Source organism: Rhodosalinus sp. FB01, from assembly GCF_041365715.1.
In the GTDB taxonomy this organism is placed as follows: Bacteria; Pseudomonadota; Alphaproteobacteria; order Rhodobacterales; family Rhodobacteraceae; genus Rhodosalinus.
Genome location: NZ_JBGFSH010000005.1, coordinates 197,547 through 223,254 on the forward strand (window position 1 = coordinate 197,547; position 25,708 = coordinate 223,254).

The following is a 25,708-nucleotide window of genomic DNA, read 5'->3' on the forward strand; positions in this document are numbered from 1 at the left end:
CATAGCGCCCGACGGCCGCGCCCCTGTCCAGAGCCCGCCCGCGTCAGATGGCAGAGGAGTGGCCGGCCTTGTCGAGTTCGTAGGCGTCGAAGGCGCGCGCCACCATGCGGGTCAGCGGTCGCGCCTCGGGCGGGATCGAAAGCCCGTCGGGCGTGACCCTGAGCAGCCCCCCGAAGGCCGCCTGCGCCTCTGCGAACATGGCCGAAAGCCGCCGACGCGACACGCCGAAGCTGTCGGCGATCTCTGCCGCGTCGATGCGGAAGTCGCACATCAGCGCCTCGATCATCCGGCTGCGCAGCGTGTCCTCGTCGCTGAAGACGTGACCGCGCGAGGTCGAGAAGCGCCCCTCGCGGATGGCGGTGGTGTGCGCAGAGGTGGCCGGCGCGTTCTGCGCATAGCCCTGCGGAAAGCGCGAGATGGACGAGGCGCCGACGCCGATTAGCACCTCGGCGGTGTCGTCGGTGTAGCCCTGGAAGTTCCGGCGAAGCCGCCCCTGCCGCGCCGCGACGGCGAGGCCGTCCTCGGGCCGGGCGAAATGGTCGATGCCGATCTCGTCGTAACCGTCCCAGGCGAAAAGCTCCCGCGCCGTGTCGAAGAGATCGAGGCGTTCCTGTGGCGTCGGCAGCGCGTCGGAGGGAATCATCTGCTGGCGCTTGGCCATCCAGGGCACATGGGCGTAGCCGTAAAGCGCCACCCGGTCCGGAGAGAGCGACAGGAGCTTCTGCACGCTTTCGGTGATCCGCGCGCGGCTCTGGTGGGGCAGGCCGTAGAGAATGTCGGCGTTCAGGCTCGCGACGCCACGGGCGCGAATCGCGTCCACCGCGTTGCGGGTCGCGTCGAAGCTCTGGATGCGGCCGATCGTGCTCTGGATATGCGGGTCGAAATCCTGCACCCCGATGGAGGCGCGGTTCATGCCCGCCGCGGCGAGCGCGTCGAGCCGGGGGCCGTCGATCTCGTTCGGGTCGATCTCGACGGAAAACTCGTAGTCCTCGGCGAAGGGCGCGACCTTGGCGATGGCGGCGGCCAGTTCCTCCATCATCGGCGCGGACAGCAGCGTGGGCGTGCCGCCGCCCCAGTGAAGCCGCGCGAGGCGGACCCCGCCCGGCAGGGTGTCGCGAAGCAGCGCCAGTTCGGTCTTCAGCGTTTCGAGATAGGCCGCGACGGGCTTTTCGCTCTGGGTGCCCTGCGTCCGGCACGCGCAGAACCAGCAAAGTCTGCGACAGAACGGCACATGCACGTAGAGCGAAATGGCGCTGCCTTCGGGAATCGCACCGATCCAGTCCGCGAAGCGTTGCGGATCGACGCCGCCACCGAAATGGGGCGCTGTGGGGTAGCTGGTGTAGCGGGGCACCTTCGCGTCGAAGAGTCCCAGCTTTGCAAGTTGTGTTCGGCTGTCCATGTCACTAGAATTAGACACTGAGGGATGTGGGAACCTTGACTCAGATCAACCAGCGAGAGCGACCGATCACATGCTCAACGACACCATGAAACCGATCTCGCAGGCATGCTCGGATTGCCCCATCCGCCACCGCGCTGTCTGCGCGCGCTGCGACACCGACGAGCTCGATCGCCTCGAAGAGATGAAATACTACCGCAGCTTCGAGGCGGGGCAGACGGTGATCTGGTCGGGCGACCGCATGGATTTCGTCGGCTCGGTCGTCTCCGGCATCGCCACGCTCACGCAAACCATGGAAGACGGCCGCACCCAGATGGTCGGCCTCTTGCTGCCCAGCGATTTCGTCGGACGCCCCGGCCGCGAGGGCGCGGCCTACGACGTCGTGGCCACCACCGACATGGTGATGTGCTGTTTCCGCAAGAAGCCCTTCGAACAGATGATGGAGCGCACGCCCCACATCGCGCAGCGGCTTCTGGAGATGACGCTGGACGAACTCGACGCCGCGCGGGAATGGATGCTGGTCCTGGGCCGCAAGACGGCGCGCGAAAAGATCGCGTCGCTCCTGTCGATCATCGCGCGGCGCGACGCGACCTTGCAACTTCGGGGCACGCAAGGGCCCCTCGTCTTCGATCTTCCGCTGACGCGCGAGGCGATGGCCGACTATCTCGGCCTGACGCTCGAGACCGTGAGCCGGCAGATGTCGGCGCTCAGGCGCGACGGCGTCATCGAGCTTCAGGGCAAGCGCCACGTCACGGTGCCCGATTTCGGGCGCCTGATGGAAGAGGCGGGCGACGACAGCGACGGCGGCATGCTGGTCTGACCGGGTCGGGCCCCGCCGGCCGCAAAACGCGGCCGGCGCCCCGCACGGTTCAGTGCGCCATGAAGAGCGGCAGCGGAGAATTCTCCAGCATGTTGCGCGTCGCGCCGCCCAGAATGGCCTCGCGGAAGCGCGAGTGCCCGTAGGCGCCCATCACGATCATGTCCGCGTCGATGTCGAGCGCGTGGCGCATCAGCACGTCCGAGATTTGCGGCATCGTCTTCGACAGCACGTCGATCTCGACCTTCACGCCGTGACGGGCGAGGAACTGCGACAAAAGGCCGCCCGGATCGGACCGGTTCGGCCCGTGCGCCGGCGGATCGACGACGACGATATGCACGGTGTCGGCCGCGGACAGGAACGGCAGCGCGGCACGCGCCGCCGAAAGCGCCTCGTCGCCCTCGTCCCAGCCCAGCAGGATTCGCTCGGGCCGCGTCTTGGCCAGCCCCTCTTCCGGCACGACGAGGACAGGCACATGGCCGTCGAACAGGGCGCCTTCGATCACCGGCTCCAGCTCCGCGCCACGGTTCTCGCCATAGGGTTTGGGCAGGATCACCAGGTCGGAAAAGCGCGCGTGCATCGCCACCTGGCGGCCGATGTCCGCAAGCTGGGCGACACCCGTCTCCACGTTCCAGCGCACGTCGCTCTTGCCGAGCGTGTCGCGCACGTGCTGCCCCGCCGCCTCTGCGTCGCGCTGGGCGCGGGCGATCGTCTCCTGCAGGATCATCGCGTTGGCGCCCGCGTAGTAGTAGCCGGTCTGCGTTCTGTCGACGCCCATGCACATCGCCTCGAGATGCGCGTCCCAAGCCTGCGCCAGCGCCACGCTCGCCTCGAGCGGCGGTTTTGAAACGCCGGTGTCGGTGACGACGGTCATCAGTGTCTTGTAGCTCATCTCGTCCTCCAGATAGACTTCGTTCGTGGACCGTAGGGTGCCAGACGGCGTGCGACCTTGATGCGCGTCAACCTTGCCGGCCCAACGCATTGATGCAGATCAAGGCGCGCGGGGCCGCGCCTGTACATGAAAGCTGACACAGACACCCGCCCCCGCGGAGCATGACCCGTGCGGGCAGAACGACCGAAGGGACGACACCTTATGGCGAATTATCTGAAGCTGATCGTGCTCGGCCTGATCACGCTCTTCGCGATGATCGCGGCCAATTTCGCGCGCGACGCGGCCTATCTGGTCCATGCCATCCTGATCATGCTGGTCTCGGGCGGCCTTTTCCTGTGGGTCTTGCGGAACACGGAGGAGGACACCGTAAAGCCCGACCTGTCGGGGCAATACATGGACGGCGTCGTCCGCGCGGGCGTGATCGCCACGGCGTTCTGGGGGATCGTGGGCTTCCTGGTGGGCACCTTCATCGCCTTCCAGCTCGCCTATCCGGGTCTCAATTTCGACTGGGCGGAAGGCTACGCCAACTTCGGCCGCCTGCGCCCGCTGCACACCTCGGCGGTGATCTTCGCCTTCGGCGGCAACGCGTTGATCGCGACCTCGTTCTACGTGGTCCAACGCACGAGCGCGGCACGGCTCTGGGGCGGTGATCTGGCCTGGTTCGTCTTCTGGGGATACCAGCTCTTCATCGTGCTGGCCGCGACCGGCTACCTTCTCGGCGCCACGCAGTCGCGCGAATACGCCGAGCCCGAGTGGTACACCGACTGGTGGCTGACGATCGTCTGGGTGGTCTATCTCGCCGTGTTCCTCGGCACGATCGTGAAGCGGAAAGAGCCGCACATCTACGTCGCCAACTGGTTCTACCTCAGCTTCATCGTCACCGTCGCGATGCTGCACGTCTTCAACAACCTGTCGGTGCCGGTCTCGATCTTCGGCTCGAAGTCCGTCTCCGCCTTCTCGGGAGTGCAGGACGCGATGACGCAGTGGTGGTACGGCCACAACGCGGTGGGCTTCTTCCTCACCGCCGGCTTCCTCGGCATGATGTACTACTTCATCCCGAAGCAGGCGGAGCGGCCCGTCTTCTCCTACAAGCTCAGCATCATCCACTTCTGGGCGCTGATCTTCATCTACATCTGGGCCGGTCCGCACCACCTGCACTACACCGCGCTGCCCGACTGGGCCTCGACGCTGGGGATGGTATTCTCGATCGTGCTCTGGATGCCCAGCTGGGGCGGCATGATCAACGGCCTGATGACCCTTTCGGGGGCTTGGGACAAGCTGCGCATGGACCCGGTGATCCGGATGATGGTGATCTCGGTCGGCTTCTACGGCATGTCCACCTTCGAGGGGCCGATGATGTCCATCAAGGCCGTGAACTCTCTGTCGCACTACACCGACTGGACGATCGGCCACGTGCACTCGGGCGCGCTCGGCTGGAACGGCATGATCACCTTCGGCGCGCTCTACTTCCTCGTGCCGCGGCTCTGGAACCGCGAGCGGCTCTACTCGCTGAGCCTCGTGTCCTGGCACTTCTGGCTCGCGACCATCGGCATCGTGCTCTACGCCGCGTCGATGTGGGTCACCGGCATCATGGAGGGCCTGATGTGGCGCGAGGTGGACGCGAACGGCTTCCTCGTGAACAGCTTCGCCGACACCGTGGCCGCCAAGTTCCCGATGTACGTGGTCCGGGCTCTGGGCGGGGTGCTCTACCTCACCGGCGCGATCATCATGTGCTACAATCTCTGGATGACCGTCCGGCGGTCCCCGGCCAAAGAGGCCGCGGGCACCCCGGCGGCCGTCCCGGCCGAATAAGGAGGGCCGAGGCATGGCAATTCTCGACAAGCACAAGATCCTCGAGACCAACGCGACTCTGCTGCTGATCTTCTCGTTCCTGGTCGTGACGGTCGGGGGGCTCGTGCAGATCGTGCCGCTCTTCTACCTCGACAACACGATCGAGGAGGTGGAGGGGATGCGGCCGTACTCGCCGCTCGAGCTTACCGGCCGCGACATCTATGTCCGCGAGGGCTGCTACGTCTGCCACAGCCAGATGATCCGGCCCATGCGCGACGAGGTGGAGCGTTACGGCCACTACAGCCTCGCTGCCGAGTCGATGTACGACCGCCCCTTCCCGTGGGGCTCCAAGCGGACGGGGCCCGACCTCGCCCGCGTGGGCGGGCGCTACTCGGACGACTGGCACGTGGTCCACCTGCGCGACCCGCAGTCGGTGGTGCCGGAATCGGTGATGCCCAAATACGATCACCTGGAGCGCACGCTGATCGACGCCCAGTATATCGAGGACCTGCTGGGCACCCACCGGTTCCTGGGCGTTCCCTACACCGACGAGATGATCGAGAACGCGCGCGCCGACTTCAACGCGCAGGCGGATCCGGATGCCGATCACGAGGGGCTGCTGGCGCGCTATCCGAAGGCGCAGACGCGCAATTTCGACGGCCAGCCCGGCATCTCCGAGGCCGACGCGCTGATCGCCTACATGCAGATGCTGGGCACGCTGGTGGACTTCTCCACCTTCACGCCCGACGAAAGCCGCTAGGAGGACGCGATGGAGACCTACTCCGCATTGCGGGGCTTCGCGGACAGCTGGGGTCTCTTGGCGATGTTCGTGTTCTTCATCGCCGTTGTGATCTGGGTGTTCCTGCCCGGCCGCAAGAAGGCGCTGGAGGACAGCAAGACGATTCCCTTCCGCTACGAGGACGCGCCAGCGCCGGACGCCGGCCGCGATGACGACGAACCCGCCGAGAACGAGGAGGCGCGGAAATGAGCAAGTCGCCCAGACAGAAGAAGCACGAGCCGGAAACCACAGGGCACGAATGGGACGGGATCGAGGAATACAACAACCCGCTGCCCCGCTGGTGGCTCTGGATCTTCTATGCGACGATCGTGTGGGCAATCGGCTACACGATCGCCTACCCGGCCTGGCCCGGGATCAACAAGGCGACGCCGGGCCTCCTGGGCTATTCGAGCCGGGCGGAAGTGGCAAAGGAGCTTGCCGAGGCCGAGGCGGCGAACGCGGGCATAAACGAACGGCTTGTCAGCGCGCCGCTCACCGAGATCGGCGACGACCCCGAGTTGCGCCAATACGCGGTGCAGGCCGGCGCGTCGGTGTTCCAGACCTGGTGCGCGCAGTGCCACGGCTCGGGCGCGGCGGGCGTGCAGGCGGCGGGCTATCCCAACCTGCTCGATGATGCGTGGCTCTGGGGCGGCACGATCGAGGACATCCACACCACGATCGCGCACGGCATCCGCAACGAGGACGACCCGAACGCCCGCTGGTCGCAGATGCCGGTCTTCGGAGAGATCCTGTCGGAGGACGAGATCCACCAGGTCACCAACTACGTCATGCAGATGTCCGGCCAGACGCCGCAGGACGCCGCGGCCACCGAAGCCGGCGCCGAGGTCTACGACATCAACTGCTCGGCCTGCCACGGCGCCGAAGGCAATGGCGACAAGTGGCAGGGCGCGCCGGCGCTCAACGACGCGATCTGGCTCTATGGCGGGGATTACGAGACGATCCACGAGACCGTGACCTACTCGCGCTTCGGCGTCATGCCGCCGTGGCAATCGCGCCTCGACGAGCACGAGATCCGCGCCGTGTCGCTTTACGTCCACCAGCTGGGCGGCGGCGAGGATAGCCCCGAGTGACGGGGTGGAGAACACCCGGGGGCATCCCTGCCCCCCGGGCCCAGCGCCGGCATCCCGTCCTGTTCGCGCGTTTCCCGGGATGCCGGCGCGATTTTCCGGCAAAAGATACGTCAGCTCCTCATCGGCGCGCCTGCTGAACCTGCGGAGTGCACGTGTTACGTCCCCGACATAAAACAGGGGCGCATCACAACGCTAAGGCGGTTTTTCACGTCGCTGAGGGTTCTTTGGATGCGCCCGGACCAGGAACCAGAGCGCCGCGACACTTTCCAGCCACGTGCTGCGTCGCGACATTCCTCGAAAAGAGCCTTTTTGATTTTCACTAATGGGAGTGAGCTGGAGGCAGCTTTCGAGGAAACTCGCGAACCGACGCGAGCCGCGTGGAGATTATCTGGAAGATTTATCGCCAAATCTCTGGCGCAATAGTGGGCCAGGGCGTTCGTTGAAATTGAAATCGGGTCCGAGCACTTCCGTGAGATGCCGGTTGGGTTCTTCAAAGTACTGGGCGAGCATTTCTATGGTTTTCTCTGGGACATCACTCCACCTTCCGACATTCCGTCGTGTATCGGGCGGCGGCTCCATTGCTGGCAGATCCAGAAAATCGAAGATCCGCCCCAGAGCCTCGCCGGGTGAGGACGAGAGCATATCGCTTCGCAGAAACAGGAAGCTCTCCTCCGGAAAAAAGTCCCGCCAACGAGAGATCTGCTCATGATAGACGCCACGCTTGATAGACGCCACGCTTGCGATAGGAAAACCGTCTGTACGGTATGCTGTAATAGCCGGGATCATCATACATCCTCTGGACTTCCCCGGATAACCGTTCTTCCTCTGCGGCGAGGGCGTCGTCAAGCTTCAGATGTTCATGGCCTCTTTTGAGGCAATGAAAGTAGTGCGAGAGAGTGCGTTCGACGGGGTCGCGCAGGAGTACGACGAACTTAGCGTTCGGAATCGTGTTCCTGGCGCGTTCGGGAACAAGGGGATGAAAGAGATAGATGGGCGTGCAGTCGCCGGCCCTTGTTCGTATCCCTTGTCTGTCAGTCTTGCCGTCGAAGGGAAAGTGGGCCCTGTACCAATCGAGACCCTTGTGAAAATGGCGGTCTAGGAAATGGGTTTCCTGTGCGCCTACTGACATGCCAATATTCGGGTGAGACGCGAGCATGTGATACAATGAGGTCGTGCCACATTTTTGGCCGCCGATGATTGCAAAGTCCGGTAGTTTGACTGGCCGAAACCTGTTGACTATTCGTTGAATTCGATGTCGCAACTCTACAGTCCTTTTCGACCCTTGTCCGAAATTGTCCCAACTTCGAACGTGCCCTCTGGACCCACTTTTGGCAATGGCGGCCTGACGGAAGGTCGTGGTTGCGCGACCTCGGCGCGCCGCTCGTCACCGGCCGGCCTGCGCGGCACGGACCGCATGCATGCCCAAGGCGGCGCTTGCGCCGCGTGTCGCGCGACCTGGTGCCCGACGCGACTGCGGCACGAGGCCGCAGCGCAACGCGAATAGGTGGATCACAGATACAGGATTTGATGCAGGTCAAAGCTCGCGCGGCCCCGCCCTGAGACAAGACCGTGACGCATTCCCAGACCGCTGGAGACATTCCGTGAGTTCCACCGACCAAGAGCCCCCCGTCCTTTACGCCGCGCGCGAGCCGATCTTCCCGCGCCGCGTCTCGGGCCGGTTCCGCAACCTCAAATGGATCATCATGGCGGTGACGCTGGGCATCTACTACATCACGCCCTGGATCCGCTGGGACCGTGGCCCGAACCTGCCCGACCAGGCGGTTCTGATCGATCTCGCGAACCGCCGGTTCTTCTTCTTCTGGATCGAGATCTGGCCGCACGAGTTCTATTTCGTCGCCGGGCTCCTGATCATGGCGGGGCTGGGGCTCTTCCTCTTCACCTCCGCGCTCGGGCGCGTCTGGTGCGGCTACACCTGCCCCCAGACGGTCTGGACCGATCTCTTCCTGACCGTGGAGCGCTGGATCGAGGGCGACCGCAACGCCCGGCTGCGCCTGCACAGGCAGAAGAAGCTGGATTTCCGCAAGGCCCGTCTGCGGCTGACGAAATGGGTGACGTGGCTTCTCATCGCGGTGGCCACGGGCGGGGCGTGGGTCTTCTATTTCGCAGATGCGCCGACCCTTCTGAGCAACCTCTTCACGCTCGACGCGCATCCCGCGGCCTACATCACCATCGCGATCCTGACCGGCACGACGTTCCTCTTCGGGGGCTTCGCGCGCGAGCAGATCTGCATCTATGCCTGCCCCTGGCCCCGCATCCAGGCCGCGATGATGGACGAGGAAACGCTGACCGTCGCCTATCGCGCCTGGAGGGGCGAGCCGCGCGGCAAGCACAACGTGCGCCGCGTTTCGGTCAAGGAGGCACAGGCCGCCGAAGAGCAGGCCCAGGCGTCCGGCGAAGGCGCGGTGAAATACGCGCCCACGCCCACGCCCGAAGCGCCCACCGGCACCCGGAGCGAGGACCAGGAGCAGGAGGCCGGCGACTGCATCGACTGCATGGCCTGCGTCAACGTCTGTCCGATGGGCATCGACATCCGCGAGGGCCAGCAGCTCGAATGCATCACCTGTGCGCTGTGCATCGACGCCTGCGACGACGTCATGGAGAAGATCGGCAAACCGCGCGGCCTGATCGACTACATCGCGCTCTCGGACGAGCGGCGAGAGCGCGAGGGGATGGCGCCGCGCCCGGTGTGGAAGCACGTTCTTCGCCCCCGCGTGGTCCTCTACACGACGCTCTGGGCGATGGTGGGCCTCGGCCTCGTCTTCGCGCTCTTCGTTCGCCCCGACATCGAGATGACCGTGGCGCCGGTGCGCAACCCGACCTACGTCACGCTGTCGGACGGATCGGTCCGCAACACCTACGACGTGCGGCTTCTGAACAAGCATGGAGAGGATCGCCCCTTCCGCGTCTCGCTCACGGGCCACCCGCAGCTGCGCATCCAGCTGGAGGGCACGCCCTACGAGACCGTCGAGGTGCCCGCCGACACCACCTTCCTGCAGCGCGTCTACGTCGTCGCGCCGCCGGGATCGGAGCCGGCCACCGCGGAGCGCACCGACTTCCGATTCTGGGTCGAGGATCTCACCAACGCGGAGCGTGCGCATAACGACACGATCTTCTTCGGGAGGGCCTCGGATTGAAACCTGAACGCGAATTCACCGGGCGGCATGCGCTGGCCATCTTCGTCGGCGCCTTCACCATCATCATCGGCGTCAACCTGGCGCTGGCCTGGAACGCGGTCTCGACTTTCCCGGGCCTCGAGGTGAAGAACTCCTACGTCGCGTCGCCGAACTTCGACGCCCGCCGCGAGGCGCAGGAGGCGCTCGGCGGGGACGTCTCGGCCGCCTTCGAGGACGAGACGCTGGTGCTGTCGGGGCGCGATGCGGAGGGCCGGCCGGTGCAACTCGGCCAGCTGGAGACGACCGTGGGCCGGGCCACGCATGTGCGGGACGACTTCACGCCGGAGTTCAGCTTCGACGGGCGCGACTACGTGGCGCGGACCTCGCTCGCGAGCGGCGTCTGGAACCTGCGCATGCGGGCGCAGGCGCTCGACGGCACGCCGTTCGAGCAGCGCATCGAGATCTACGTGCGGGGCTGACCAGGTGAACACCGCGGCCCGCCCCTCGGCCTGTCCCGCATGCAGCGCCGCGCCCGCGGCGGAAGACCTCGCCGCGCGCGCACCCCAGAAGAACGCGCGGATCGCGCTGTCGCTGCCGACGATCCACTGCGCGGGCTGCATCACGACCGTCGAGAAGGGACTTTCGGCACATCCGGGGGTGCATTCCGCCCGGGTGAACCTGACGCTGAAACGCGCCTCCGTGGAGGCCGATCCGGACGTCACCGCCGAGGACCTCACCGGGGTGCTCGACCGGCTCGGCTACGAGGCGCACGAGCTCGATGCCGGCACCCTTTCGGCGACGGAAACCGACCGCGCGGGCCGCGACCTGATGATGCGCCTCGCGGTGGCGGGCTTCGCCTCCATGAACGTGATGCTGCTGTCCATCGCCGTCTGGTCCGGCGCGGAAGGCGTGACGCGCGACCTCTTCCACTGGGTCTCGGCGGCGATCGCGCTTCCGGCCATCGCCTTCTCGGCCCAGCCCTTCTTCCGCAACGCCTGGGCGGCGTTGTCGGCGGGACGGCTCAACATGGACGTGCCGATCTCGCTCGCCATCCTCCTCGCGGTGGTGACGTCCCTGTGGGAGACCTCGCTTTCGGGCGAACATGCCTATTTCGACGCGGCCATCGCGCTCACCTTCTTCCTGCTGGCCGGCCGGTTCCTCGACCACCGCACGCGGGCCGTGGCACGCTCGGCTGCCGAGGAGCTTGCCGCGCTCGAGGTGCCGCGCGCGCTGCGCGTCCGCGGTGACGGCGGGACCGAGCAGGTCGCCATCGCCGAGCTTGCCGCGGGCGACCTGGTGCTGGTGCGGCCCGGCGGGCGCATGCCGGTGGACGGCGAGATCGTGGAGGGCGCCTCGGAACTCGACCGCTCGCTCCTCACCGGAGAGACGCTGCCCGTCCGCGCCCAGCCCGGCATGGCGGTCAGCGCGGGCGAGCTGAACCTGACCGGCCCGCTTACCGTGCGCGCCACCGCCGTGGGCGAGGAAAGCTCGCTTCACCGCATGGCCGAACTCGTCGCCGTCGCCGAATCGGGCCGGTCGCGCTACACCTCGCTCGCCGACAAGGCGGCCAAGCTTTACGCGCCCGGCGTTCACATCCTTGCCGCGCTTTCCTTCGCGGGCTGGTTGCTGTGGTCGGGCGATCTGCGCATCTCGCTCAACATCGCGGCGGCAGTGCTGATCATCACATGCCCCTGCGCGCTGGGCCTCGCCGTGCCGGCGGTGACCACCGCGGCCTCCGGGCGCCTGTTCCGCAAGGGGCTTCTGATCAAGAACGCCACCGCGCTCGAGCGTCTGGCGCAGGTGGACACCGTTGTTCTCGACAAGACGGGGACGCTGACCGCGGGCACGCCGGTGCTCACGAATCTCGACGCGCATGAAGGCCAGGACCTCGAAATAGCGCTTGCCCTCGCCGAAGGCTCCGCGCATCCGCTCTCGCGCGCGCTGGCGGAAGTGGCGCGGGCGGCGGGGGTGAAGCCCGCCCCGGGTATCGACGCGCTGGCCGAGGTGCCCGGCCACGGCACCGAGGCGCGCTGGCAGGGCCGTCGGGTCCGGCTGGGCCGGGCCGACTGGGTCGGGGCCGAGACCGGCGAGACGACCGCAGCCTGGCTGTCGATCGAGGGGCGCGATCCGGTGGCGTTCACCTTCACCGACCGGCTGCGCGAGGGGGCGGAGGCCGCCGTCGACGCGCTGCGCGCGGACGGGATGCGGATCCTGCTCTTCTCGGGCGATGCCGCCGCGCCGGTGCGCGACCTGGCCGACCGGCTGGGGATCGCGGAGTGGACCGCGGGAATGCGGCCCGAGGACAAGGCCGCGCGGGTCGAGGCGCTTTCGGCCGAGGGTGCCAGGGTGCTCATGATCGGCGACGGGCTCAACGACACGGCCGCGCTTGCCGCGGCGCATGCCTCGATCTCGCCGGCCTCGGCGCGCGACGCCGCGCGCGTCGCCTCCGACATCGTGCTTCTTAGCGGCAACCTGGAGCCGGTGGCAGACGCGATCGCGGTGGCGCGGTCCGCCACGAAGCGGATCCATGAAAACTTCAGCCTGGCGACGATCTACAACGTGATCGCGGTGCCGATCGCGGTGATCGGCTGGGCGACGCCGCTGGTCGCCGCCTTGGCGATGTCCGCCTCGTCGATTACGGTGTCGCTGAACGCATTGCGGCTGAGGGGACGCTCATGAACATCCTCGCCTACCTCATCCCGATCTCGGTGTTCCTGGGGGCCGTGGGCCTCGCCTTCTTCGTCTACACGGTGCGGTCGCGCCAGTACGACGATCCGGAGGGCGACGCGCGGCGCATCCTGTCGGACGAATACGACGACCACCCCAAACCCTGAGCCACGCGCGCCGCGCGTCAGCTGGGCGGGCCGACCATGAAGCAGGTGGTGCCGCGCGCCTGGAGGCGCCGGCAGGCGCGGTCCGCCCCGTCGCGCGTCAGCCCGTGGAAGTTGGCCTCGAAACCGCCGTTGCGCTGCACGACCTTCCGCAGCGCCCCGTCGAGTGCCGACATCTCCGCGAGCGCGGTGGTGAGCAGAACCTTCTCTGCGCTCGTGCGCGTCGGATACCGGCCGAGGTTGACGCCCCATTGCCGCCCGCCCGACGTGGAAAGCCGCGTGACGACGCGGTCTTCCGCGGTCTCCGCCGCGCGCTCGTTCGCGGCGGCGCTGGCAAGTTGCAACGTCTCGGGACGCGTCTCCGGCGGGACGCTCGCCTTCGGCGCGACGCCTGCCGTGGCCGCCGCCGCGCCGACGGGTTGGGCGGGCTCTGCCCTGCCGGTCTCGGCCACGATCTCGGCGACTTGCTCGTCCGGGTCGCCGACCACCGTGGCGAGCACGTCGCTTACCGAGGCATCCAGCACTTCGGCCACGGCGCTGTCGATCACCTGCGCGCTGGCGACCGCCACCGGGACGGTTTCGGCCGGCCGCGGCCGCGCCATCGGCCGCACCGAGCGCGCGACGAGCCCGCTGACGCGGATTTCCGTGCCGCTGGCGCCGCCGGGGCCGGTATTGCCGAGATAGGGCGGGCGCGCGGGCCGGTGGACCGCGACCCGCGTCGGCGCCCGGGCGAACCCCATGTCGAGCAGTTCGGCCACGCGCTGGTTGCGCCATGCTGTGGAGTGGCCGCCGAAGACCGTCGCGATGATGCGCTCACCGCCCCGCTCGGCGGAGGCCACGAGGTTGAAGCCCGCGGCGCGCGTGTAGCCGGTCTTGATCCCGTCGGCGCCCCTGTAGGCGTCGAGCAGGCGGCGGTTCGTGTTGGGCACGGTCTTGACGCCCGCATGGGTCGAACGACGGGAGAAGAGATTGTAATACTCGGGGTAGTCGTAGAAGAGCTGCCGGCCCAGGATCGTCATGTCCCGCGCGGTGGAAAGATGCCCCTCCTGGGTGAGGCCATGGGCGTTCTTGAAGGTGGTGCGCGTCATCCCGATGGCCTTGGCCGTGCGGTTCATGCGCCGTGCGAAGGCGGCCTCGGAGCCCGAGATCGCCTCGGCCAGCGCCGTCGCCGTGTCGTTGCCGGATTTCACGGCGGCCGCGCGGATCAGGTAGCGCAGCTTGATCTTCTGGCCGGCGCGCAGGCCGAGCTTCGACGGCGGCTCTGCGGCGGCCTTGCGCGAGATCGTCACCAGATCGTCGAGACCGATCTCGCCGTTTTCCACCGCTTCGAACACGACGTAAAGCGTCATCATCTTGGTCAGAGAGGCAGGATGCAGGCGGGTGTCCGCGTTGCGCGAGTGCAGCACTTCGCCGGTGCGCGCGTCCATCACCATCGCCGCATAGGGCGCCGCGGCGGCGCTGAGTGGCACCACCACGACCAACCATACGAACGCAATGAAATACAGGCCCCACCGGGCCGGTTGCCTGCGTACCCGCGCCATCGCTGTCCCGCCTCGTCTGCTCGCGCCGCCGGTTTCCGGCTGGCAATTGTTGTGATGGAAAGTTACCACAGGAAGAACGGCGAATAAAGCGCGACATAGGAACGATTTTTCGGCCTGGAGGGACGCAGGGCGTCCCAAGATGTGGGGCCTGCGCGTTGCGAGGGCGCAATACCTCTCCCCCGGTCCATCGCATGGCGGGTCGAAGCGGCGACCGCGACCAATCGCCCCGCATGTCGCGGCCGTTTTCCCGGCACCGTCATGCAGACAGACGCGAAGCACGAGGCCCCGGGCCTGGCATGAACCGGGCGCGGCGCCGGACATGCCCTGCAACGGCGGGGACCCTTCCGGCCGGAAACCATGCTGCTGCCGACCGGACGCCCCCTTTTCAGTGCGCCCCGGTCACTTATATAACCGGGTCGGAAACGATGACGCGAAGCGACACGATGAACACGCCCGCCCGGACATGGACGCTGCAGTCCGACCGCCCCGACGGGGGTGGCACGGGCTCGGACGTCGTCGTCGAGGCCAAGCCCAAGACGAAACGCCCGCCGCTCTACAAGGTCCTGCTGCTGAATGACGACTACACGCCGATGGAATTCGTCGTGCACGTGCTCGAACGCTTCTTCGGCATGAGCCACGCCCAGGCCTTCGAGATCATGCTCACGGTTCACAAGAAGGGCGTCGCCGTGGTGGGCGTCTTCAGCCACGAGATCGCCGAGACGAAGGTGGCGCAGGTCATGGACTTCGCCCGCCGGCATCAGCACCCGCTGCAGTGCACCATGGAAAAGGAATAGGCCGCCCGGGATGGGCGGATCGCGCCTGAGCCTGGCCCTTGGCGGCGGACTGGAGCTGCCCTCCGAGGGGCGGATCGTCGTGCTGGGTCCGCGTGCCGGCATGGATCTCTCGGCGCTGGACCGGGACCGTGTGGATGTGATCCAGCGCTTCCGGCCCGACCACGACGCCTTTGCCGGGGGGGGCTGGAACACGGCACCAGAGCCGCCCGAGGAGGCCGAGGGGCGTTACGCCGCGGCGATCGTGGTCCTGCCGCGCGCGCGCTCGGAGGGGCGCGACGCAGTGGCACGCGCCGAATCGCTGGTGGCGCGCGGCGGCCTGGTGGTCGTCGACGGCCAGAAGACCGACGGTGCCGACGCGCTGCTTCGCGCGCTCAGGGCGCGGGTGGCCGTGGCCGGGCCGATCAACAAGGCGCACGGCAAGCTTTACTGGTTTTCCGCGACGGGGGCGCTTTCGGACTGGCGGGCACCGCCGAGAGAGCAGGTGGAAGGCGGCTTCGTCACCGCGCCGGGGGTCTTTTCCGCCGATGGGCCGGACCCGGGCTCGGTGCTGCTCGCACGGGCGCTGCCCGCGCGCCTGCCCGCGCATCTCGCCGATCTCGGGGCGGGGGGGGGCTGGCTCGCCGCCGCGGCGCTGAGCCGCGACGGGGTGGAGGCGATCGACCTCGTCGAAGCGGACCATCTGGCACTGACCTGCGCGCGAGAGAACATCCGCGATCCCCGAGCGCGCTTTCACTGGGCCGACGCCACCCGCTGGCGTCCCGAAGCGCCCCTTGGCGGCATCGTGATGACCCCGCCCTTCCACGGCGGTCGCGCCGCCGACCCCTCGCTCGGGCGTGCCTTCATCGCCGCCGCCGCGGCCTGCCTCGCGCCCTCCGGACGGCTCTGGCTTGTCGCCAATCGCCACTTGCCCTATGAGACCGCGCTGACGGAGTGTTTCGCGCAGACGGCCGAGACCGGCGGCGACGCGCGTTTCAAGATCCTTGAGGCCGCGCGTCCGCGCCGCCTCCGCTGATCCCCCCAGGAGCCTTCCCCATGTCCTTTTCCATCGAAGGCAAGACCGCCATCGTCACTGGCGCCGCCAACGGCATCGGTCTTGCGATCGGGCGGCATTTCGCCGACCGCGGCGCGAACGTGATGTTCGCCGACATAGACGAGGCGCGTCTCGCCCACGAGCTGGGCGGGACGGCGGAGGACGGCAACGTCCGATACTTCGCGGGTGATCTGCGAGAGCGCCTGGCCATCGCCAACCTGCTGTCGGCCACGCTCGACAGCTTCGACCGGGTGGACATCCTGGTGAACGGCTCGCGGCAGATGATGGCCTCCGACCCGCTGGACCCCGAGGACACGTCGGTCGAGAAACTCCTCAACCAGAACCTGATGACAAGCCTTCGCCTCAGCCAGTGCGTGGCGCGGCGCATGATCAAGCAGGCGGAGGGCCAGGAGAGCGGGCAGGTGGGCAGCATCGTGAACCTGTCCTCGATCGCCGCACGCCGCACGCATCCCGACCTCATGGCCTACTCGGTATCGAGCGCGGCGCTGGACCAGCTGACCCGGTCGCTTGCCGTGGCGCTCGCGCCATACCGCATCCGGGTGAACGCGGTCGCCTTCGGCTCTGTCATGTCGGCGAGCCTGAAGGGCGCCTTGCAGCAGAACGCGGAATATCGCGAGGACATCGAGGACCACACGCCCCTGTCCCGGATCGCCGCACCGGGCGAGCTTGCCGAAGCCGTGCAGTTCCTGGCCTCCGAGGGGGCGGGCTTCGTGACCGGGCAGATCATGACGGTGGACGGCGGGCGCACGCTGCTCGACCCGGTGGCGGCCCCGGCGCATTGACGAGGCCCCCGCCGGGCCGCCCCGATCGGATCCCGTCAAGGGGGCGTTGCCCGGGCTGATGCGCCTTCGGCCTGATTTGATCCAACTGGCGCGCCTTCGGCCTGGTTTGATCCAACTGGCGCGCCTTCGGCGCGACACCTTCACTAGCGCCGAAGCCGCCTAGCCCTCTGGGTAGGCGGCCTGGCAGGCGCGCACCGCCGCCTCGGTTTCCCGGACAAGCCCCTCGCGCCGTGCCAGCATCGAGTCGAGCTTGCGCCGCTCCGCGTCGAGATCAACGGCGACCGGGGTCCGCACCGTCGTCGGCACCTCGACGGTGCATACGCCGACCGTGCCGTCGGCCAGGCGGCATCCGCGTGTGCGCGTGGTTTCGATCACACGCTCCTCGACCGCGTAGCCGCGGCGGAGCGTCGCGCGCGTCTCGGCGATCAGCCCATCGAGCACGCGAAGATCGCGCGTCGCCTGCGAGATGCAGATGTCTCGCTGCGTGCAGGCCGAAAGCGTCACGAGCGCGACGAGGAAGATCAGCACGAACCGCATTTCGGAACGATAGGCCGGCACGGCGGTCCGCGCAACGCCCGGGCGCGCGAGCGGCGATCAGGGCGGCATCCCGGTTCTGGCCAAGCCGCGCGGGCGCTGCTACGTCTTTGCGGCGACACGGGGAAGAGGGCCGGGAATGACCGCCATGATGGAAAGCGAGAAGGGCCGCGCGAGCGCCTGGTTCCGTGACCTGCGCGACGAGATCGTCGCCGCGTTCGAGGGGCTCGAGGCAAGCCACGACACCGGGCCGCTCTCCGACGCCGCGCCCGCGCGCTTCGAGGTGACCGAGACGCGGCGCTCCTCGGAGGATGGCTCGGACGCGGGCGGGGGCCTGATGAGCGTCATGCGGGGCGGTCGCGTCTTCGAGAAGGTCGGTGTCAACGTCTCCACCGTCTACGGCACCCTGGGGCCGGCCGCACAGAAGGCGATGGCGGCCCGGGGCGTGCCGGGCATGGACAGCGATCCGCGTTTCTGGGCGTCCGGGATCAGCCTTGTGGCCCACATGCAGAACCCGCATGTTCCGGCGGTGCACATGAACACGCGGATGTTCTGGACGCCGGGCGCCTGGTGGTTCGGCGGCGGGTCGGACCTCAATCCCTGCATCGAGTACGCGGAGGATACCCGGCACTTCCACGCCACGCAGCAGGCGCATCTCGCGCCGCACGGCGAGGACCTTTACGATGAGCTGAAGGCCTGGGCGGACGAGTATTTCTACATCCCCCACCGGAACCGTGCGCGCGGCGTAGGCGGAATCTTCATGGACGACCGCAACTCCGGCGACTGGGAGGCCGATTTCGCGCTGACGCAGGACATCGGTCGCGCCTTCCTGCCGGCCTTCGTGCCGCTGGTCGAGCGCCGCCGCGTCATGCCGTGGAGCGATGAGGACAAGGAGGCGCAGCTTGTCCATCGCGGGCTCTACGCGGAATACAACCTCGTCTATGACCGGGGCACCAAGTTCGGTCTGGCCACGGGGCACGACGCCAACGCGGTGCTCATGAGCCTGCCGCCGATGGCGAAGTGGATCTGAGGCTCAGACGAGCCCGATCCACAGCGCCAGCGGGATCATCGGCGCGATGGCGAAGACGCCGAGCCCGGCGAGCGCGAAAAGCCCGTCGCGCGTCAGGAACGCCGCCGAGATCAGGACCACCGACAGGCCGAGGACGGAGGAGGAAAACGGCACAAGCTCCAGGAACGGCATGGCAAGCCCGGCGCAGAGACAGATCAGCGTGAACAGGCTTGCCATGGGCTGTACCGTCAGCAGCCGCAGCCGGGTGCCGGTGTTCCGGTCGATCCATTGCCCGATGCGCGCGATGCGCGTAAGCGCGGCACGCAGGCGGCCGCCGGCCACCGCGCGCTTGCGCAGCCCTCGCGGCAGCCAGACATACCGGCGCCGCACGAGCATCTGGGCCGAGACGACGGCGATCGTCAGTCCGCAGATCGACGAGAAGAGCGGAATCCCCGACAGTGGCGAAAAGACCAGAAGCGCCGGCAGCATCAGCGCCGGAACAAAACTCGCCTGGCCGAAGGATTCCAGGATGTCGCCCAGCGACACGCGCTCACGCTGCGAGAGCACCTCGAGCCGCGCGAGGATCTCGCGGATTGTGATCGGATCGGGATCCCGGGGAAGCTCAAGCTCGCCCATGCGGCCTCTGGAAGGGATGCGCCCCGACGGGCACGCCGCAGAAATAGGTGGGCGCCGCGCTGACTGCAATCCGCCTCACAGACGATCCAGCAGCGCGGGCGTCGGCCAGCCATCGGCGGGAAGCCCGAGGCGCGCCTGCACCTCGCGCACGGCGATCCGCGTCTTCGCCCCGAGGATGCCGTCCACCCCGCCCACGTCGTGGCCCATCCCGGCGAGCTTGCGCTGAAGCGCCTTCATCCGATCGCCGGAAAGACCGGGTTCCGGCGTGCCCGCGTCATAGATCGGCGCGCCCTCGAGCCGGGTGGCGAAATAGGCGGCGGTCGTCACGTAGACGAAGCTCTGGTTCCACTCGAAAAGCACATTGAAATTCGGATAGGCGAGGAATATCGGCCCGAGCCGGCCCTGCGGCGCGATCACCGACGCCTGAAGCGCGCCGGGGCCGAGCGGAGCGTTGCGCCCGCGCACGCCGAGCGCCGCCCACTCCGAAACCGGCCGCGTGCCCTCCAGCCCCGAAAGCGCCCAGTCGAAGCCCCGAGGCACCGTGATCTCCTGCAGCCAGGGCTCGTTCGCGCGCCAGCCCAGGCTTTCGAGCATCTTCGCCCCGGAAAGGAGCGCGTCGGGCGGCGAGGTCTTGAGAGAGACGCGGCCATCGCCGTCGCCGTCCGTCCCATGTTCCAGGATGTCCCGCGGCAGCATCTGCACCATGCCGATCTCGCCCGCCCAGGCGCCCGTCGTGCCGTCGGGATCGAGGTCGCCCTGCGCGTAGAGTTCGATCGCCGCGAAGACCTGCGGCCGGAAAAGCCCCGGCCGGCGACAGTCGTGCGACAGCGTCACCAGCGCGTCGCGCGTGTTGTAATCGCCCTGCACCGCGCCGTAATCGGTCTCGAACGCCCAGAAGGACAGCAGGATGCCGCGCGGCACCCCGATCTCGCGTTCGATCCTGTCGAAGACCGCGGCATGGCGCTGGGCGTTGCGGCGTCCGTTCTCTATCCGGTTCTGGCTGATGAGGCGGCGCGAGAACTCCACGAAGGGCAGCTGGAAGACGCCCTGCCGTCGGTCGGCGCGGATCACGTCCGGATCCTGGCGGACATTCGCGAAGAACCGCTCCACGGTGGCGGGATCGAGGCCGCGGCGCTCAGCCTCGCGCTTCAGGCCGTCCACGAAGTCCGGGAACGGGCCGCCGCAGGGCGCGGATTGCGCCGTCGCGGCCCCGGCGGTGTGAAGGAAGATCAGCAAGGCCCAAAGGATCGCCGCGCCGCGCATGATGATACCCTAAACTGGTTTCCACGGGGGCAGGCTAGCAGGCGCAGCCGGGGGAGCAAGGCTGGCCCGCGCCACTCCTGCCGGCCGAATCTTGCCGGTCGGGCCGGGAAGCGTCCGAAATTCCACCCGGCGCGTCGCGTTTGACTTAAGGTAAGGAGGGGAGGGGCGTTTGCGGGCGGCGCGAGGCGCGGGCCCGGCGTTGTAACGGGGGCTCGCATGCGCGTTCTGATCGTGGAGAGTAACCCCGATCTGGGCGAACTCTGGCAACGCCACCTGCACCGCCAGGGCGCGGAGGGCGGGCGCGCGGCGGCCGAGGACGACGCGATCGCCCTTCTTCAGCAGGCGGACTGGCAGGTGATCGTGCTGGACCTCGTGCTCGACCAGGGCAGCGCCTTCGCCGTGGCCGACTTCGCCAGCTACCGTGTCCCGGACGCCAAGGTGATCTTCGTTACCAACACGCGCTTCTTCTCCGACGGCTCCATCTTCGGACTTTGCTCGAACGCCTGCGCGTATATCCAGAGTGCGACCCCGCCCGAGGACCTTGCGGCGATGGTGGAGCATTACGGCTCCACCCCGCCATCCCCGCCGCCCTGAACCCCGGCCCGTCAGCCGCGCCCGTGCGGCGCCTCGAGGTCGAGAACGGGCCCGATGGGCACGATGCGGTGCGGATTGATGGTCTCGTGGCTGTAGTGGTAGTGGCGCATGATGTGCTCGAGGTTCACCGTCTCGGCCACGCCCGGCCACTGGTAGAGTTCACGCGTGTAGCCCCAGAGATTGGGGTAGTCCACGATCCGGCGCCGGTTGCACTTGAAGTGCCCGTGATACACCGAATCGAAGCGGATCAGCGTGGTGAAGAGCCGCCAGTCGGCCTCGGTGACACGCGCGCCCATCAGGTAACGGCTGCCGCCGAGGCGGTCCTCGATCCAGTCGAGCGTTTCGAATAGGGGATGCACCGCCGCCTCGTAGGCGTCCTGCGTCGTCGCGAAGCCGGATTTGTAGACCCCGTTGTTCACGGTGTCGTAGATGCGCGCGTTCACGGGCTCGATGGCCTCGCGCAGGTCCTCCGGCCAGTAATCGTCGGCATTCCCGGTAATCGCGTCGAAGGCGGAATTGAACATGCGGATGATCTCGGCCGATTCGTTAGAAACGATCGTCTCGCGCTGCCGATCCCACAGGATCGGCACGGTGACGCGGCCGCTGACATCCGGCTTCGCCTTCACGTAAAGGTCACGGGCGTAGGGCAGGCCGTAAAGCCGGTCGCCGGTCGCGCCGGGAAAGCCCGTGTCGAAGGTCCAGCCGTCCGACAGCATGTCGGGATGGACCACCGAGACGCCGATGTGGTCTTCCAGCCCCTTCAGCTTGCGGAAGATCAGCGTCCGGTGCGCCCAGGGGCAGGCGAGGCTGACATAGAGATGGTAGCGCCCGCTCTCGGCGGGAAAGCCGCCTTCGCCGGAGGGGCCCGGCGCCCCATCGGGCGTGACCCAGTTCCTGAATTTCGAATCGGAGCGCACGAAGGCGCCCCCCGTCTTGCTGGTGTCGTACCACCGGTCGTGCCATTCGCCGTCGACAAGAAGGCCCATGCCGCTTTCCTTTCCTCGTTCAGCCAGAGATAGCCATCCTGCGCCGGCATGAAAGCGCGGAGGGTGCGCACCCGCCCTGCGGCATCGCACAGAGCCTTCGGCGCGGGGCGCGGACGCGACATCCTCGCGCAGCTTCGGCATCCGCCGCGCCCCCGGTTTCACTTGATTTTCATCTTTTTTGCGGACCTTCTTGTCGTAAGGGAAAGCGGAGAGCGGATCATGTCCACCTACGTCTCGGCGGAACTGCAAGCGGGTCTCGATGCCGCGCGGTCGATGCGCGCGCGCCGCCGCACCCGCCTCAGGGTGGAAGGGGGCGGGGCCAGCCACGCCGTGCTTCGGATCTGGGAGGGCGGGTTCGTTCTCGACGCGGGCGAAGCGCCGCGTCTGCGCGGCCTCGTCGATCTTTACGACGGCGCGCGCCATCTCGGGCGGTGCCTCGTGGTGACCTCCGCCGAGGAGGGGGGCGAGCGCCGCTACGAGTTCAAGCGGCCGATCGCGGCCCCCGGCGGCGTGGCGCTCGACTTCGCTCGGGACGAGGCCGCGCCCGCCGGGCTGATCGCCGACGCGCGCGAGGGCTGAGGCGTCACTGAAGGTCGGCGAAGGCCGACCGAAGCCGCGAGACCGCCTCTTCGACGCGGGCGCGCGGGGTCGCGATGTTGAAGCGAAGCCAGCTTTCGCCGCCCTTGCCGAAGGTCGGCCCATGATTCGCGGCGATCCGCGCGTCCTTCTCGACGCGGGCCGTAATCTCCTCGCCCGGCATCCCGGTGCCCGAGAAATCCACCCATGACAGATAGGTGGCCTCGAGCGGCATGGACGAGAGCCCCGGGATCTCCGCGATGCCGGCATCGAAGATGCGGCGATTGCCGTCGAGATAGGCCATGAGCGCATTCACCCAGGCTGCGCCCTCCGGCGAATAGGCCGCGGTGGCCATGTGCAGCCCGAAGGCGTTCGGGCTGATCCCGAGCGCGGCCATCCGCGCCGCGAAGCGCGCCCGCAGCGCCTCGTCGGGCACGATGACGTTGCCGAGATGCGCGCCCGCGATGTTGAAGGTCTTGGTGGTGGCGGTCATCATCACGAGCCGGTCGAGGATATCCGGCGCCGCCACGGTCATGGGCAGGTGCCGCGGCGCGCCGGGATAGACGAGATCGTGATGGATCTCGTCCGACACCACGATCAGGTCGTGGCGCCGCGCGAACTCGGCCACGCCGCGCAGTTCCTCCGCGCTCCAGACCCGCCCGCCCGGATTGTGCGGCGAACAGAACACGAGCATGCGCTCGTCGCCCGTCATCTGCGCGTCCCAGGCGTCGAAATCGAGGACGTAGCGCCCGTCCTCGACCGGCATCTCGCATTCCGCGACGCGGCGCCCGGCGGCGCGGATCACCCGCGCGAAGGCGTGGTAGACGGGGGTGAAGAGCACCACGGCGTCGCCCGGTTGCGTGTAGGCGTCGACGCAAAGGCCCGTGCCGTTCACCAGCCCGTGGGTGGTGAAGATCCACTCGGGCGCGACATCCCAGCCATGGCGTTCCCGCATCCACCACCGGATCGCGTCGAGATAGTCCGAGTCGTCGCCGAAATAGCCGTAGATCCCGTGATCTACCATCCGCGCCAGCGCCCGGGTGACGCCCGGGGGCGGGCGGAAATCCATGTCCGCCACCCACATCGCCAGCCCGTCTTCCGCCGGCACGCCGTAGAGGCGCTCCATCTTGTCCCATTTCTGCGAATGGGTCCCACGGCGCTCGATCACCTCGTCGAAGTCGAAATCCATCTGCTCCCTCCGGTTCGGCGCGCGACGCTAGACGAAAGCGCGCGGGGCGCAAGGGGGCGTTGCGCACGGTCACGCGCTCGCTTATCTCAACGGCCATGAAACGGCCCATCCTGATCCACCCCGACCCGCGCCTCAAGAAGGTCAGCGCGGCGGTCGACGACATCACCGACGCGCGCCGGCAGCTGGCCGAGGACATGCTCGAGACCATGTACGGCGCGCCCGGCATCGGCCTTGCCGCGCCGCAGGTCGGCGTGCTCGAACGGCTTGTCGTGCTCGACTGCGCCAAGCGCGAGGGGGAGGAGCCGCGCCCGCTGGCGATGTTCAACCCCGAGATCTTGGCCGCCTCGGACGAGCTCAACACCTACGAGGAGGGATGCCTGTCGATCCCCGAGCAGTTCGCCGACGTGACCCGCCCGGCCGAGGTGCAGGTGCGCTGGATGGACGTGGACGGCGCGCTGCGCGAGGAAGGCTTCGGCGGGCTCTGGGCCACATGCCTCCAGCACGAGATCGACCATCTGAACGGGAAGCTCTTCATCGACTATCTCGGTCCGATGAAGCGGCAGATGATCACCCGCAGGATGGTCAAGCTGAAGCGCGAGCAGGCCCGCGCGTGAGCGCGCGGACGATCCTGCGCTGGCCCGACCCGCGGCTCCGCCGCCCGGCCGCGGCGGTGGAGGCGGTGACCGACGAGATCCGCGGCCTCTGGGACGAGATGATCCGGGTGATGGACCCCATGCCGGGTGTGGGCCTCGCGGCGCCGCAACTTGGGGTCGATCTGCGCCTCGCCGTGGTGGATGCGAGCCGCGAGCGCGGCCGCGCCCTCCGCCTCGCCAACCCCGAGATGCTCGAGGCCTCCGCGGAGCTGGCCGAGCACGAGGCGGCGAGCCCCTGCCTGCCCGGCGTCTCGGCGCGGGTGACGCGTCCCGCGACGGTCACCGTGCGCTTCCTGAACGAGCACGGGCAGATCGACCGGCGCGACCTCGAAGGGCTCTGGGCGGTCTCGGTCCAGCACCAGATCGACCATCTCGACGGGCGCATGTATTTCGACCGGCTGAGCCGCGTGAAGCGCGACATGCTGCTCCGCCGCGCGAAAAAGGCGGGGTAGGGCGGTGCGGCTCGTCTTCATGGGCACGCCGGATTTCGCGGCCGAGGCGCTTTCGGCGCTCGCCGCCGCTGGCCACGAGATCGCCGCCGTCTATACCCAGCCGCCGCGCCCCGCGGGACGGGGAAAGAAGCCGCGCCCCTCGCCCGTGCAGGCGCTGGCCGAGCGCCTCGGCCTGCCCGTCCGCCATCCCGAAAGCCTGCGGAGCGCCGAGGCGCAGGCCGCCTTCGCCGCGCTCGCGCCGGAGGTCGCGGTCGTCGCCGCCTACGGCCTGATCCTGCCCCGCCCGATCCTGGAGGCCCCCGCGCGGGGATGCCTGAACATCCATGCCTCGCTTCTGCCGCGCTGGCGGGGGGCCGCGCCCATTCAGCGCGCGATCATGGCGGGCGACACGGAGACGGGCATCTGCATCATGCAGATGGAGGCGGGGCTCGACACCGGGCCGGTGCTCCTGCGCCGCGCGACGCCCATCGGGCCGGAGGAGACCGCCGGCGCGCTGCACGACCGTCTCGCCCGGCTCGGCGCGGAGGCGATCGTGGAGGCGCTCGACCGCCTCGACACCCTGACCCCGGCGCCGCAGCCAGAGGCGGGGGTTACCTACGCGTCGAAGATCGACAAGGCCGAGGCCGTGGTGGACTGGACGCGCCCGGCCGAGGAGGTCGCGCGGCGCATCCGCGGCCTTTCGCCCTTCCCGGGCGCCTGGCCGCGGATCGCCGGCGAGCGGGTGAAACTGCTCGGCGCGCGTGTGGAGGCGGGCGCCGGCCCGCCGGGCCGCGCGCTCGGCGATCGCCTCGCCGTGGCCTGCGGCGACGGCGCCGTGCGGATCACCCGGCTTCAGCGCGAGGGCCGGGGCCCGCAGGAGGCCGACGCCTTCCTGCGCGGCATGCAGGTGCCCGCGGGCACGCAACTTGGAGGCTAGGC

28 protein-coding genes are annotated in these 25,708 nt (G+C 68.3%); 18 read left to right on the forward strand and 10 right to left on the reverse strand.

Annotated elements, in window-relative coordinates; translation table 11 throughout:
• Positions 1-43: 43 nt before the first annotated feature.
• A complete protein-coding gene (gene hemN, locus AB6A65_RS09720; RefSeq protein ID WP_371038173.1) occupies positions 44-1,399 on the reverse strand; it encodes an oxygen-independent coproporphyrinogen III oxidase in 1,356 nt (451 codons plus the stop codon).
• Between the two features lie 70 nt (positions 1,400-1,469).
• On the opposite strand from hemN, the gene fnrL reads away from it, so the two are divergent.
• Entirely contained in the window at positions 1,470-2,216 is a 747-nt protein-coding gene (fnrL, locus tag AB6A65_RS09725; protein ID WP_371038174.1) for a transcriptional regulator FnrL, read from the forward strand.
• A 49-nt stretch (positions 2,217-2,265) separates the two neighbouring features.
• Here fnrL and AB6A65_RS09730 read toward each other — a convergent pair whose 3' ends face one another.
• On the reverse strand, positions 2,266-3,105 hold the full coding sequence (locus AB6A65_RS09730; protein WP_371038175.1) for a universal stress protein: 840 nt from the start codon (positions 3,103-3,105) through the stop codon (positions 2,266-2,268).
• A 201-nt stretch (positions 3,106-3,306) separates the two neighbouring features.
• Here AB6A65_RS09730 and ccoN point away from each other — a divergent pair, with 201 nt between their 5' ends.
• From ccoN to ccoP, 4 genes are read left to right on the forward strand one after another with little or no spacing between them, the layout of a single operon-like run.
• Positions 3,307-4,917, forward strand: coding sequence for a cytochrome-c oxidase, cbb3-type subunit I (gene ccoN / locus AB6A65_RS09735; RefSeq protein ID WP_371038176.1), 1,611 nt, complete (start codon positions 3,307-3,309; stop codon positions 4,915-4,917).
• A gap of 13 nt (positions 4,918-4,930) precedes the next feature.
• Positions 4,931-5,656 carry a cytochrome-c oxidase, cbb3-type subunit II gene (gene ccoO / locus AB6A65_RS09740; protein WP_371038177.1) on the forward strand — a complete coding sequence of 242 codons (726 nt, stop codon included), beginning with the start codon at positions 4,931-4,933 and terminating at the stop codon, positions 5,654-5,656.
• 9 nt (positions 5,657-5,665) lie between these two features.
• Positions 5,666-5,884, forward strand: a complete 219-nt coding sequence (locus AB6A65_RS09745; RefSeq protein WP_371038178.1) for a cbb3-type cytochrome c oxidase subunit 3 — start codon at positions 5,666-5,668, stop codon at positions 5,882-5,884.
• Positions 5,881-6,765, forward strand: coding sequence for a cytochrome-c oxidase, cbb3-type subunit III (gene ccoP, locus AB6A65_RS09750; RefSeq protein ID WP_371038179.1), 885 nt, complete (start codon positions 5,881-5,883; stop codon positions 6,763-6,765). Before AB6A65_RS09745 ends, ccoP begins: the two co-directional genes overlap by 4 nt.
• A gap of 384 nt (positions 6,766-7,149) precedes the next feature.
• Here ccoP and AB6A65_RS09755 read toward each other — a convergent pair whose 3' ends face one another.
• Both AB6A65_RS09755 and AB6A65_RS09760 read right to left on the reverse strand, forming a co-directional pair.
• On the reverse strand, positions 7,150-7,551 hold the full coding sequence (locus AB6A65_RS09755; RefSeq protein WP_371038310.1) for a sulfotransferase domain-containing protein: 402 nt from the start codon (positions 7,549-7,551) through the stop codon (positions 7,150-7,152).
• A complete protein-coding gene (locus tag AB6A65_RS09760) occupies positions 7,469-8,026 on the reverse strand; it encodes a sulfotransferase (protein ID WP_371038180.1) in 558 nt (185 codons plus the stop codon). The genes AB6A65_RS09755 and AB6A65_RS09760 overlap by 83 nt, the downstream gene beginning before the upstream one ends.
• Positions 8,027-8,366: 340 nt before the next feature.
• On the opposite strand from AB6A65_RS09760, the gene AB6A65_RS09765 reads away from it, so the two are divergent.
• The 4 genes from AB6A65_RS09765 to ccoS are packed head-to-tail and all read left to right on the forward strand — an operon-like array spanning position 8,367 to position 12,733.
• A complete protein-coding gene (locus tag AB6A65_RS09765) occupies positions 8,367-9,920 on the forward strand; it encodes a cytochrome c oxidase accessory protein CcoG (RefSeq protein ID WP_371038181.1) in 1,554 nt (517 codons plus the stop codon).
• Positions 9,917-10,378 (forward strand): FixH family protein, encoded by a 462-nt coding sequence (locus AB6A65_RS09770; RefSeq protein WP_371038182.1) that lies wholly within the window; start codon positions 9,917-9,919, stop codon positions 10,376-10,378. Before AB6A65_RS09765 ends, AB6A65_RS09770 begins: the two co-directional genes overlap by 4 nt.
• 4 nt (positions 10,379-10,382) lie before the next feature.
• Positions 10,383-12,578 carry a heavy metal translocating P-type ATPase gene (locus AB6A65_RS09775; protein ID WP_371038183.1) on the forward strand — a complete coding sequence of 732 codons (2,196 nt, stop codon included), beginning with the start codon at positions 10,383-10,385 and terminating at the stop codon, positions 12,576-12,578.
• Entirely contained in the window at positions 12,575-12,733 is a 159-nt protein-coding gene (ccoS, locus tag AB6A65_RS09780) for a cbb3-type cytochrome oxidase assembly protein CcoS (RefSeq protein WP_371038184.1), read from the forward strand. The genes AB6A65_RS09775 and ccoS overlap by 4 nt, the downstream gene beginning before the upstream one ends.
• A 17-nt stretch (positions 12,734-12,750) precedes the next feature.
• Here the strand turns inward: ccoS and AB6A65_RS09785 are convergent, their stop codons facing one another.
• Complete coding sequence (locus AB6A65_RS09785) at positions 12,751-14,271, reverse strand: D-alanyl-D-alanine carboxypeptidase family protein (protein ID WP_371038185.1); 1,521 nt, start codon at positions 14,269-14,271, stop codon at positions 12,751-12,753.
• 443 nt (positions 14,272-14,714) lie between these two features.
• On the opposite strand from AB6A65_RS09785, the gene clpS reads away from it, so the two are divergent.
• The 3 genes from clpS to AB6A65_RS09800 are packed head-to-tail and all read left to right on the forward strand — an operon-like array spanning position 14,715 to position 16,898.
• A complete protein-coding gene (gene clpS, locus AB6A65_RS09790) occupies positions 14,715-15,065 on the forward strand; it encodes an ATP-dependent Clp protease adapter ClpS (RefSeq protein WP_371038301.1) in 351 nt (116 codons plus the stop codon).
• A 10-nt stretch (positions 15,066-15,075) separates the two neighbouring features.
• Entirely contained in the window at positions 15,076-16,077 is a 1,002-nt protein-coding gene (locus AB6A65_RS09795) for a class I SAM-dependent methyltransferase (protein WP_371038186.1), read from the forward strand.
• Between the two features lie 20 nt (positions 16,078-16,097).
• The gene (locus AB6A65_RS09800) at positions 16,098-16,898 is read left to right on the forward strand and encodes an SDR family NAD(P)-dependent oxidoreductase (RefSeq protein WP_371038187.1); all 801 of its coding nucleotides are present in this window, start codon (positions 16,098-16,100) and stop codon (positions 16,896-16,898) included.
• Between the two features lie 159 nt (positions 16,899-17,057).
• Here the strand turns inward: AB6A65_RS09800 and AB6A65_RS09805 are convergent, their stop codons facing one another.
• Positions 17,058-17,435, reverse strand: coding sequence for a hypothetical protein (locus tag AB6A65_RS09805; protein ID WP_371038188.1), 378 nt, complete (start codon positions 17,433-17,435; stop codon positions 17,058-17,060).
• Positions 17,436-17,580: 145 nt separating this feature from the next.
• On the opposite strand from AB6A65_RS09805, the gene hemF reads away from it, so the two are divergent.
• Positions 17,581-18,462, forward strand: coding sequence for an oxygen-dependent coproporphyrinogen oxidase (hemF, locus tag AB6A65_RS09810; protein WP_371038302.1), 882 nt, complete (start codon positions 17,581-17,583; stop codon positions 18,460-18,462).
• A 3-nt stretch (positions 18,463-18,465) separates the two neighbouring features.
• On the opposite strand, the gene AB6A65_RS09815 is transcribed toward hemF, so the two are convergent.
• Positions 18,466-19,077 carry an exopolysaccharide biosynthesis protein gene (locus AB6A65_RS09815; RefSeq protein ID WP_371038189.1) on the reverse strand — a complete coding sequence of 204 codons (612 nt, stop codon included), beginning with the start codon at positions 19,075-19,077 and terminating at the stop codon, positions 18,466-18,468.
• 75 nt (positions 19,078-19,152) lie between these two features.
• Entirely contained in the window at positions 19,153-20,340 is a 1,188-nt protein-coding gene (locus tag AB6A65_RS09820; RefSeq protein ID WP_371038190.1) for a lytic murein transglycosylase, read from the reverse strand.
• A 216-nt stretch (positions 20,341-20,556) separates the two neighbouring features.
• Between AB6A65_RS09820 and AB6A65_RS09825 the strand changes: the two genes are divergently transcribed.
• Positions 20,557-20,934: a response regulator transcription factor gene (locus tag AB6A65_RS09825; protein ID WP_371038191.1), complete on the forward strand. Its 378-nt coding sequence runs from the start codon at positions 20,557-20,559 to the stop codon at positions 20,932-20,934.
• Between the two features lie 11 nt (positions 20,935-20,945).
• Here AB6A65_RS09825 and AB6A65_RS09830 read toward each other — a convergent pair whose 3' ends face one another.
• Positions 20,946-21,920, reverse strand: a complete 975-nt coding sequence (locus AB6A65_RS09830; RefSeq protein WP_371038192.1) for a glutathione S-transferase family protein — start codon at positions 21,918-21,920, stop codon at positions 20,946-20,948.
• 219 nt (positions 21,921-22,139) lie between these two features.
• Here AB6A65_RS09830 and AB6A65_RS09835 point away from each other — a divergent pair, with 219 nt between their 5' ends.
• On the forward strand, positions 22,140-22,499 hold the full coding sequence (locus tag AB6A65_RS09835; RefSeq protein ID WP_371038193.1) for a hypothetical protein: 360 nt from the start codon (positions 22,140-22,142) through the stop codon (positions 22,497-22,499).
• 4 nt (positions 22,500-22,503) lie between these two features.
• Here the strand turns inward: AB6A65_RS09835 and AB6A65_RS09840 are convergent, their stop codons facing one another.
• Complete coding sequence (locus tag AB6A65_RS09840; RefSeq protein ID WP_371038194.1) at positions 22,504-23,685, reverse strand: MalY/PatB family protein; 1,182 nt, start codon at positions 23,683-23,685, stop codon at positions 22,504-22,506.
• A 95-nt stretch (positions 23,686-23,780) separates the two neighbouring features.
• On the opposite strand from AB6A65_RS09840, the gene def (AB6A65_RS09845) reads away from it, so the two are divergent.
• From def (AB6A65_RS09845) to fmt, 3 genes are read left to right on the forward strand one after another with little or no spacing between them, the layout of a single operon-like run.
• Entirely contained in the window at positions 23,781-24,299 is a 519-nt protein-coding gene (gene def, locus AB6A65_RS09845) for a peptide deformylase (RefSeq protein ID WP_371038195.1), read from the forward strand.
• Positions 24,296-24,790 carry a peptide deformylase gene (def, locus tag AB6A65_RS09850; RefSeq protein WP_371038196.1) on the forward strand — a complete coding sequence of 165 codons (495 nt, stop codon included), beginning with the start codon at positions 24,296-24,298 and terminating at the stop codon, positions 24,788-24,790. Before def (AB6A65_RS09845) ends, def (AB6A65_RS09850) begins: the two co-directional genes overlap by 4 nt.
• Positions 24,791-24,794: 4 nt before the next feature.
• The gene (gene fmt / locus AB6A65_RS09855; protein ID WP_371038197.1) at positions 24,795-25,706 is read left to right on the forward strand and encodes a methionyl-tRNA formyltransferase; all 912 of its coding nucleotides are present in this window, start codon (positions 24,795-24,797) and stop codon (positions 25,704-25,706) included.
• The last annotated feature ends 2 nt before the right edge of the window (positions 25,707-25,708 follow it).

Bases quoted from the DNA above. Each gene is read 5' to 3' on its own strand.
- hemN (WP_371038173.1), bottom strand. From the start codon at position 1,399: ATGGACAGCCGAACACAACTTGCAAAGCTGGGACTCTTCGACGCGAAG.
- fnrL (WP_371038174.1), top strand. From the start codon at position 1,470: ATGCTCAACGACACCATGAAACCGATCTCGCAGGCATGCTCGGATTGC.
- AB6A65_RS09730 (WP_371038175.1), bottom strand. From the start codon at position 3,105: ATGAGCTACAAGACACTGATGACCGTCGTCACCGACACCGGCGTTTCA.
- ccoN (WP_371038176.1), top strand. From the start codon at position 3,307: ATGGCGAATTATCTGAAGCTGATCGTGCTCGGCCTGATCACGCTCTTC.
- ccoO (WP_371038177.1), top strand. From the start codon at position 4,931: ATGGCAATTCTCGACAAGCACAAGATCCTCGAGACCAACGCGACTCTG.
- AB6A65_RS09745 (WP_371038178.1), top strand. From the start codon at position 5,666: ATGGAGACCTACTCCGCATTGCGGGGCTTCGCGGACAGCTGGGGTCTC.
- ccoP (WP_371038179.1), top strand. From the start codon at position 5,881: ATGAGCAAGTCGCCCAGACAGAAGAAGCACGAGCCGGAAACCACAGGG.
- AB6A65_RS09755 (WP_371038310.1), bottom strand. From the start codon at position 7,551: ATGATCCCGGCTATTACAGCATACCGTACAGACGGTTTTCCTATCGCA.
- ccoS (WP_371038184.1), top strand. From the start codon at position 12,575: ATGAACATCCTCGCCTACCTCATCCCGATCTCGGTGTTCCTGGGGGCC.
- AB6A65_RS09785 (WP_371038185.1), bottom strand. From the start codon at position 14,271: ATGGCGCGGGTACGCAGGCAACCGGCCCGGTGGGGCCTGTATTTCATT.
- clpS (WP_371038301.1), top strand. From the start codon at position 14,715: ATGAACACGCCCGCCCGGACATGGACGCTGCAGTCCGACCGCCCCGAC.
- AB6A65_RS09795 (WP_371038186.1), top strand. From the start codon at position 15,076: ATGGGCGGATCGCGCCTGAGCCTGGCCCTTGGCGGCGGACTGGAGCTG.
- AB6A65_RS09800 (WP_371038187.1), top strand. From the start codon at position 16,098: ATGTCCTTTTCCATCGAAGGCAAGACCGCCATCGTCACTGGCGCCGCC.
- AB6A65_RS09805 (WP_371038188.1), bottom strand. From the start codon at position 17,435: ATGCGGTTCGTGCTGATCTTCCTCGTCGCGCTCGTGACGCTTTCGGCC.
- hemF (WP_371038302.1), top strand. From the start codon at position 17,581: ATGATGGAAAGCGAGAAGGGCCGCGCGAGCGCCTGGTTCCGTGACCTG.
- AB6A65_RS09815 (WP_371038189.1), bottom strand. From the start codon at position 19,077: ATGGGCGAGCTTGAGCTTCCCCGGGATCCCGATCCGATCACAATCCGC.
- AB6A65_RS09820 (WP_371038190.1), bottom strand. From the start codon at position 20,340: ATGCGCGGCGCGGCGATCCTTTGGGCCTTGCTGATCTTCCTTCACACC.
- AB6A65_RS09825 (WP_371038191.1), top strand. From the start codon at position 20,557: ATGCGCGTTCTGATCGTGGAGAGTAACCCCGATCTGGGCGAACTCTGG.
- AB6A65_RS09830 (WP_371038192.1), bottom strand. From the start codon at position 21,920: ATGGGCCTTCTTGTCGACGGCGAATGGCACGACCGGTGGTACGACACC.
- AB6A65_RS09835 (WP_371038193.1), top strand. From the start codon at position 22,140: ATGTCCACCTACGTCTCGGCGGAACTGCAAGCGGGTCTCGATGCCGCG.
- AB6A65_RS09840 (WP_371038194.1), bottom strand. From the start codon at position 23,685: ATGGATTTCGACTTCGACGAGGTGATCGAGCGCCGTGGGACCCATTCG.
- def (WP_371038195.1), top strand. From the start codon at position 23,781: ATGAAACGGCCCATCCTGATCCACCCCGACCCGCGCCTCAAGAAGGTC.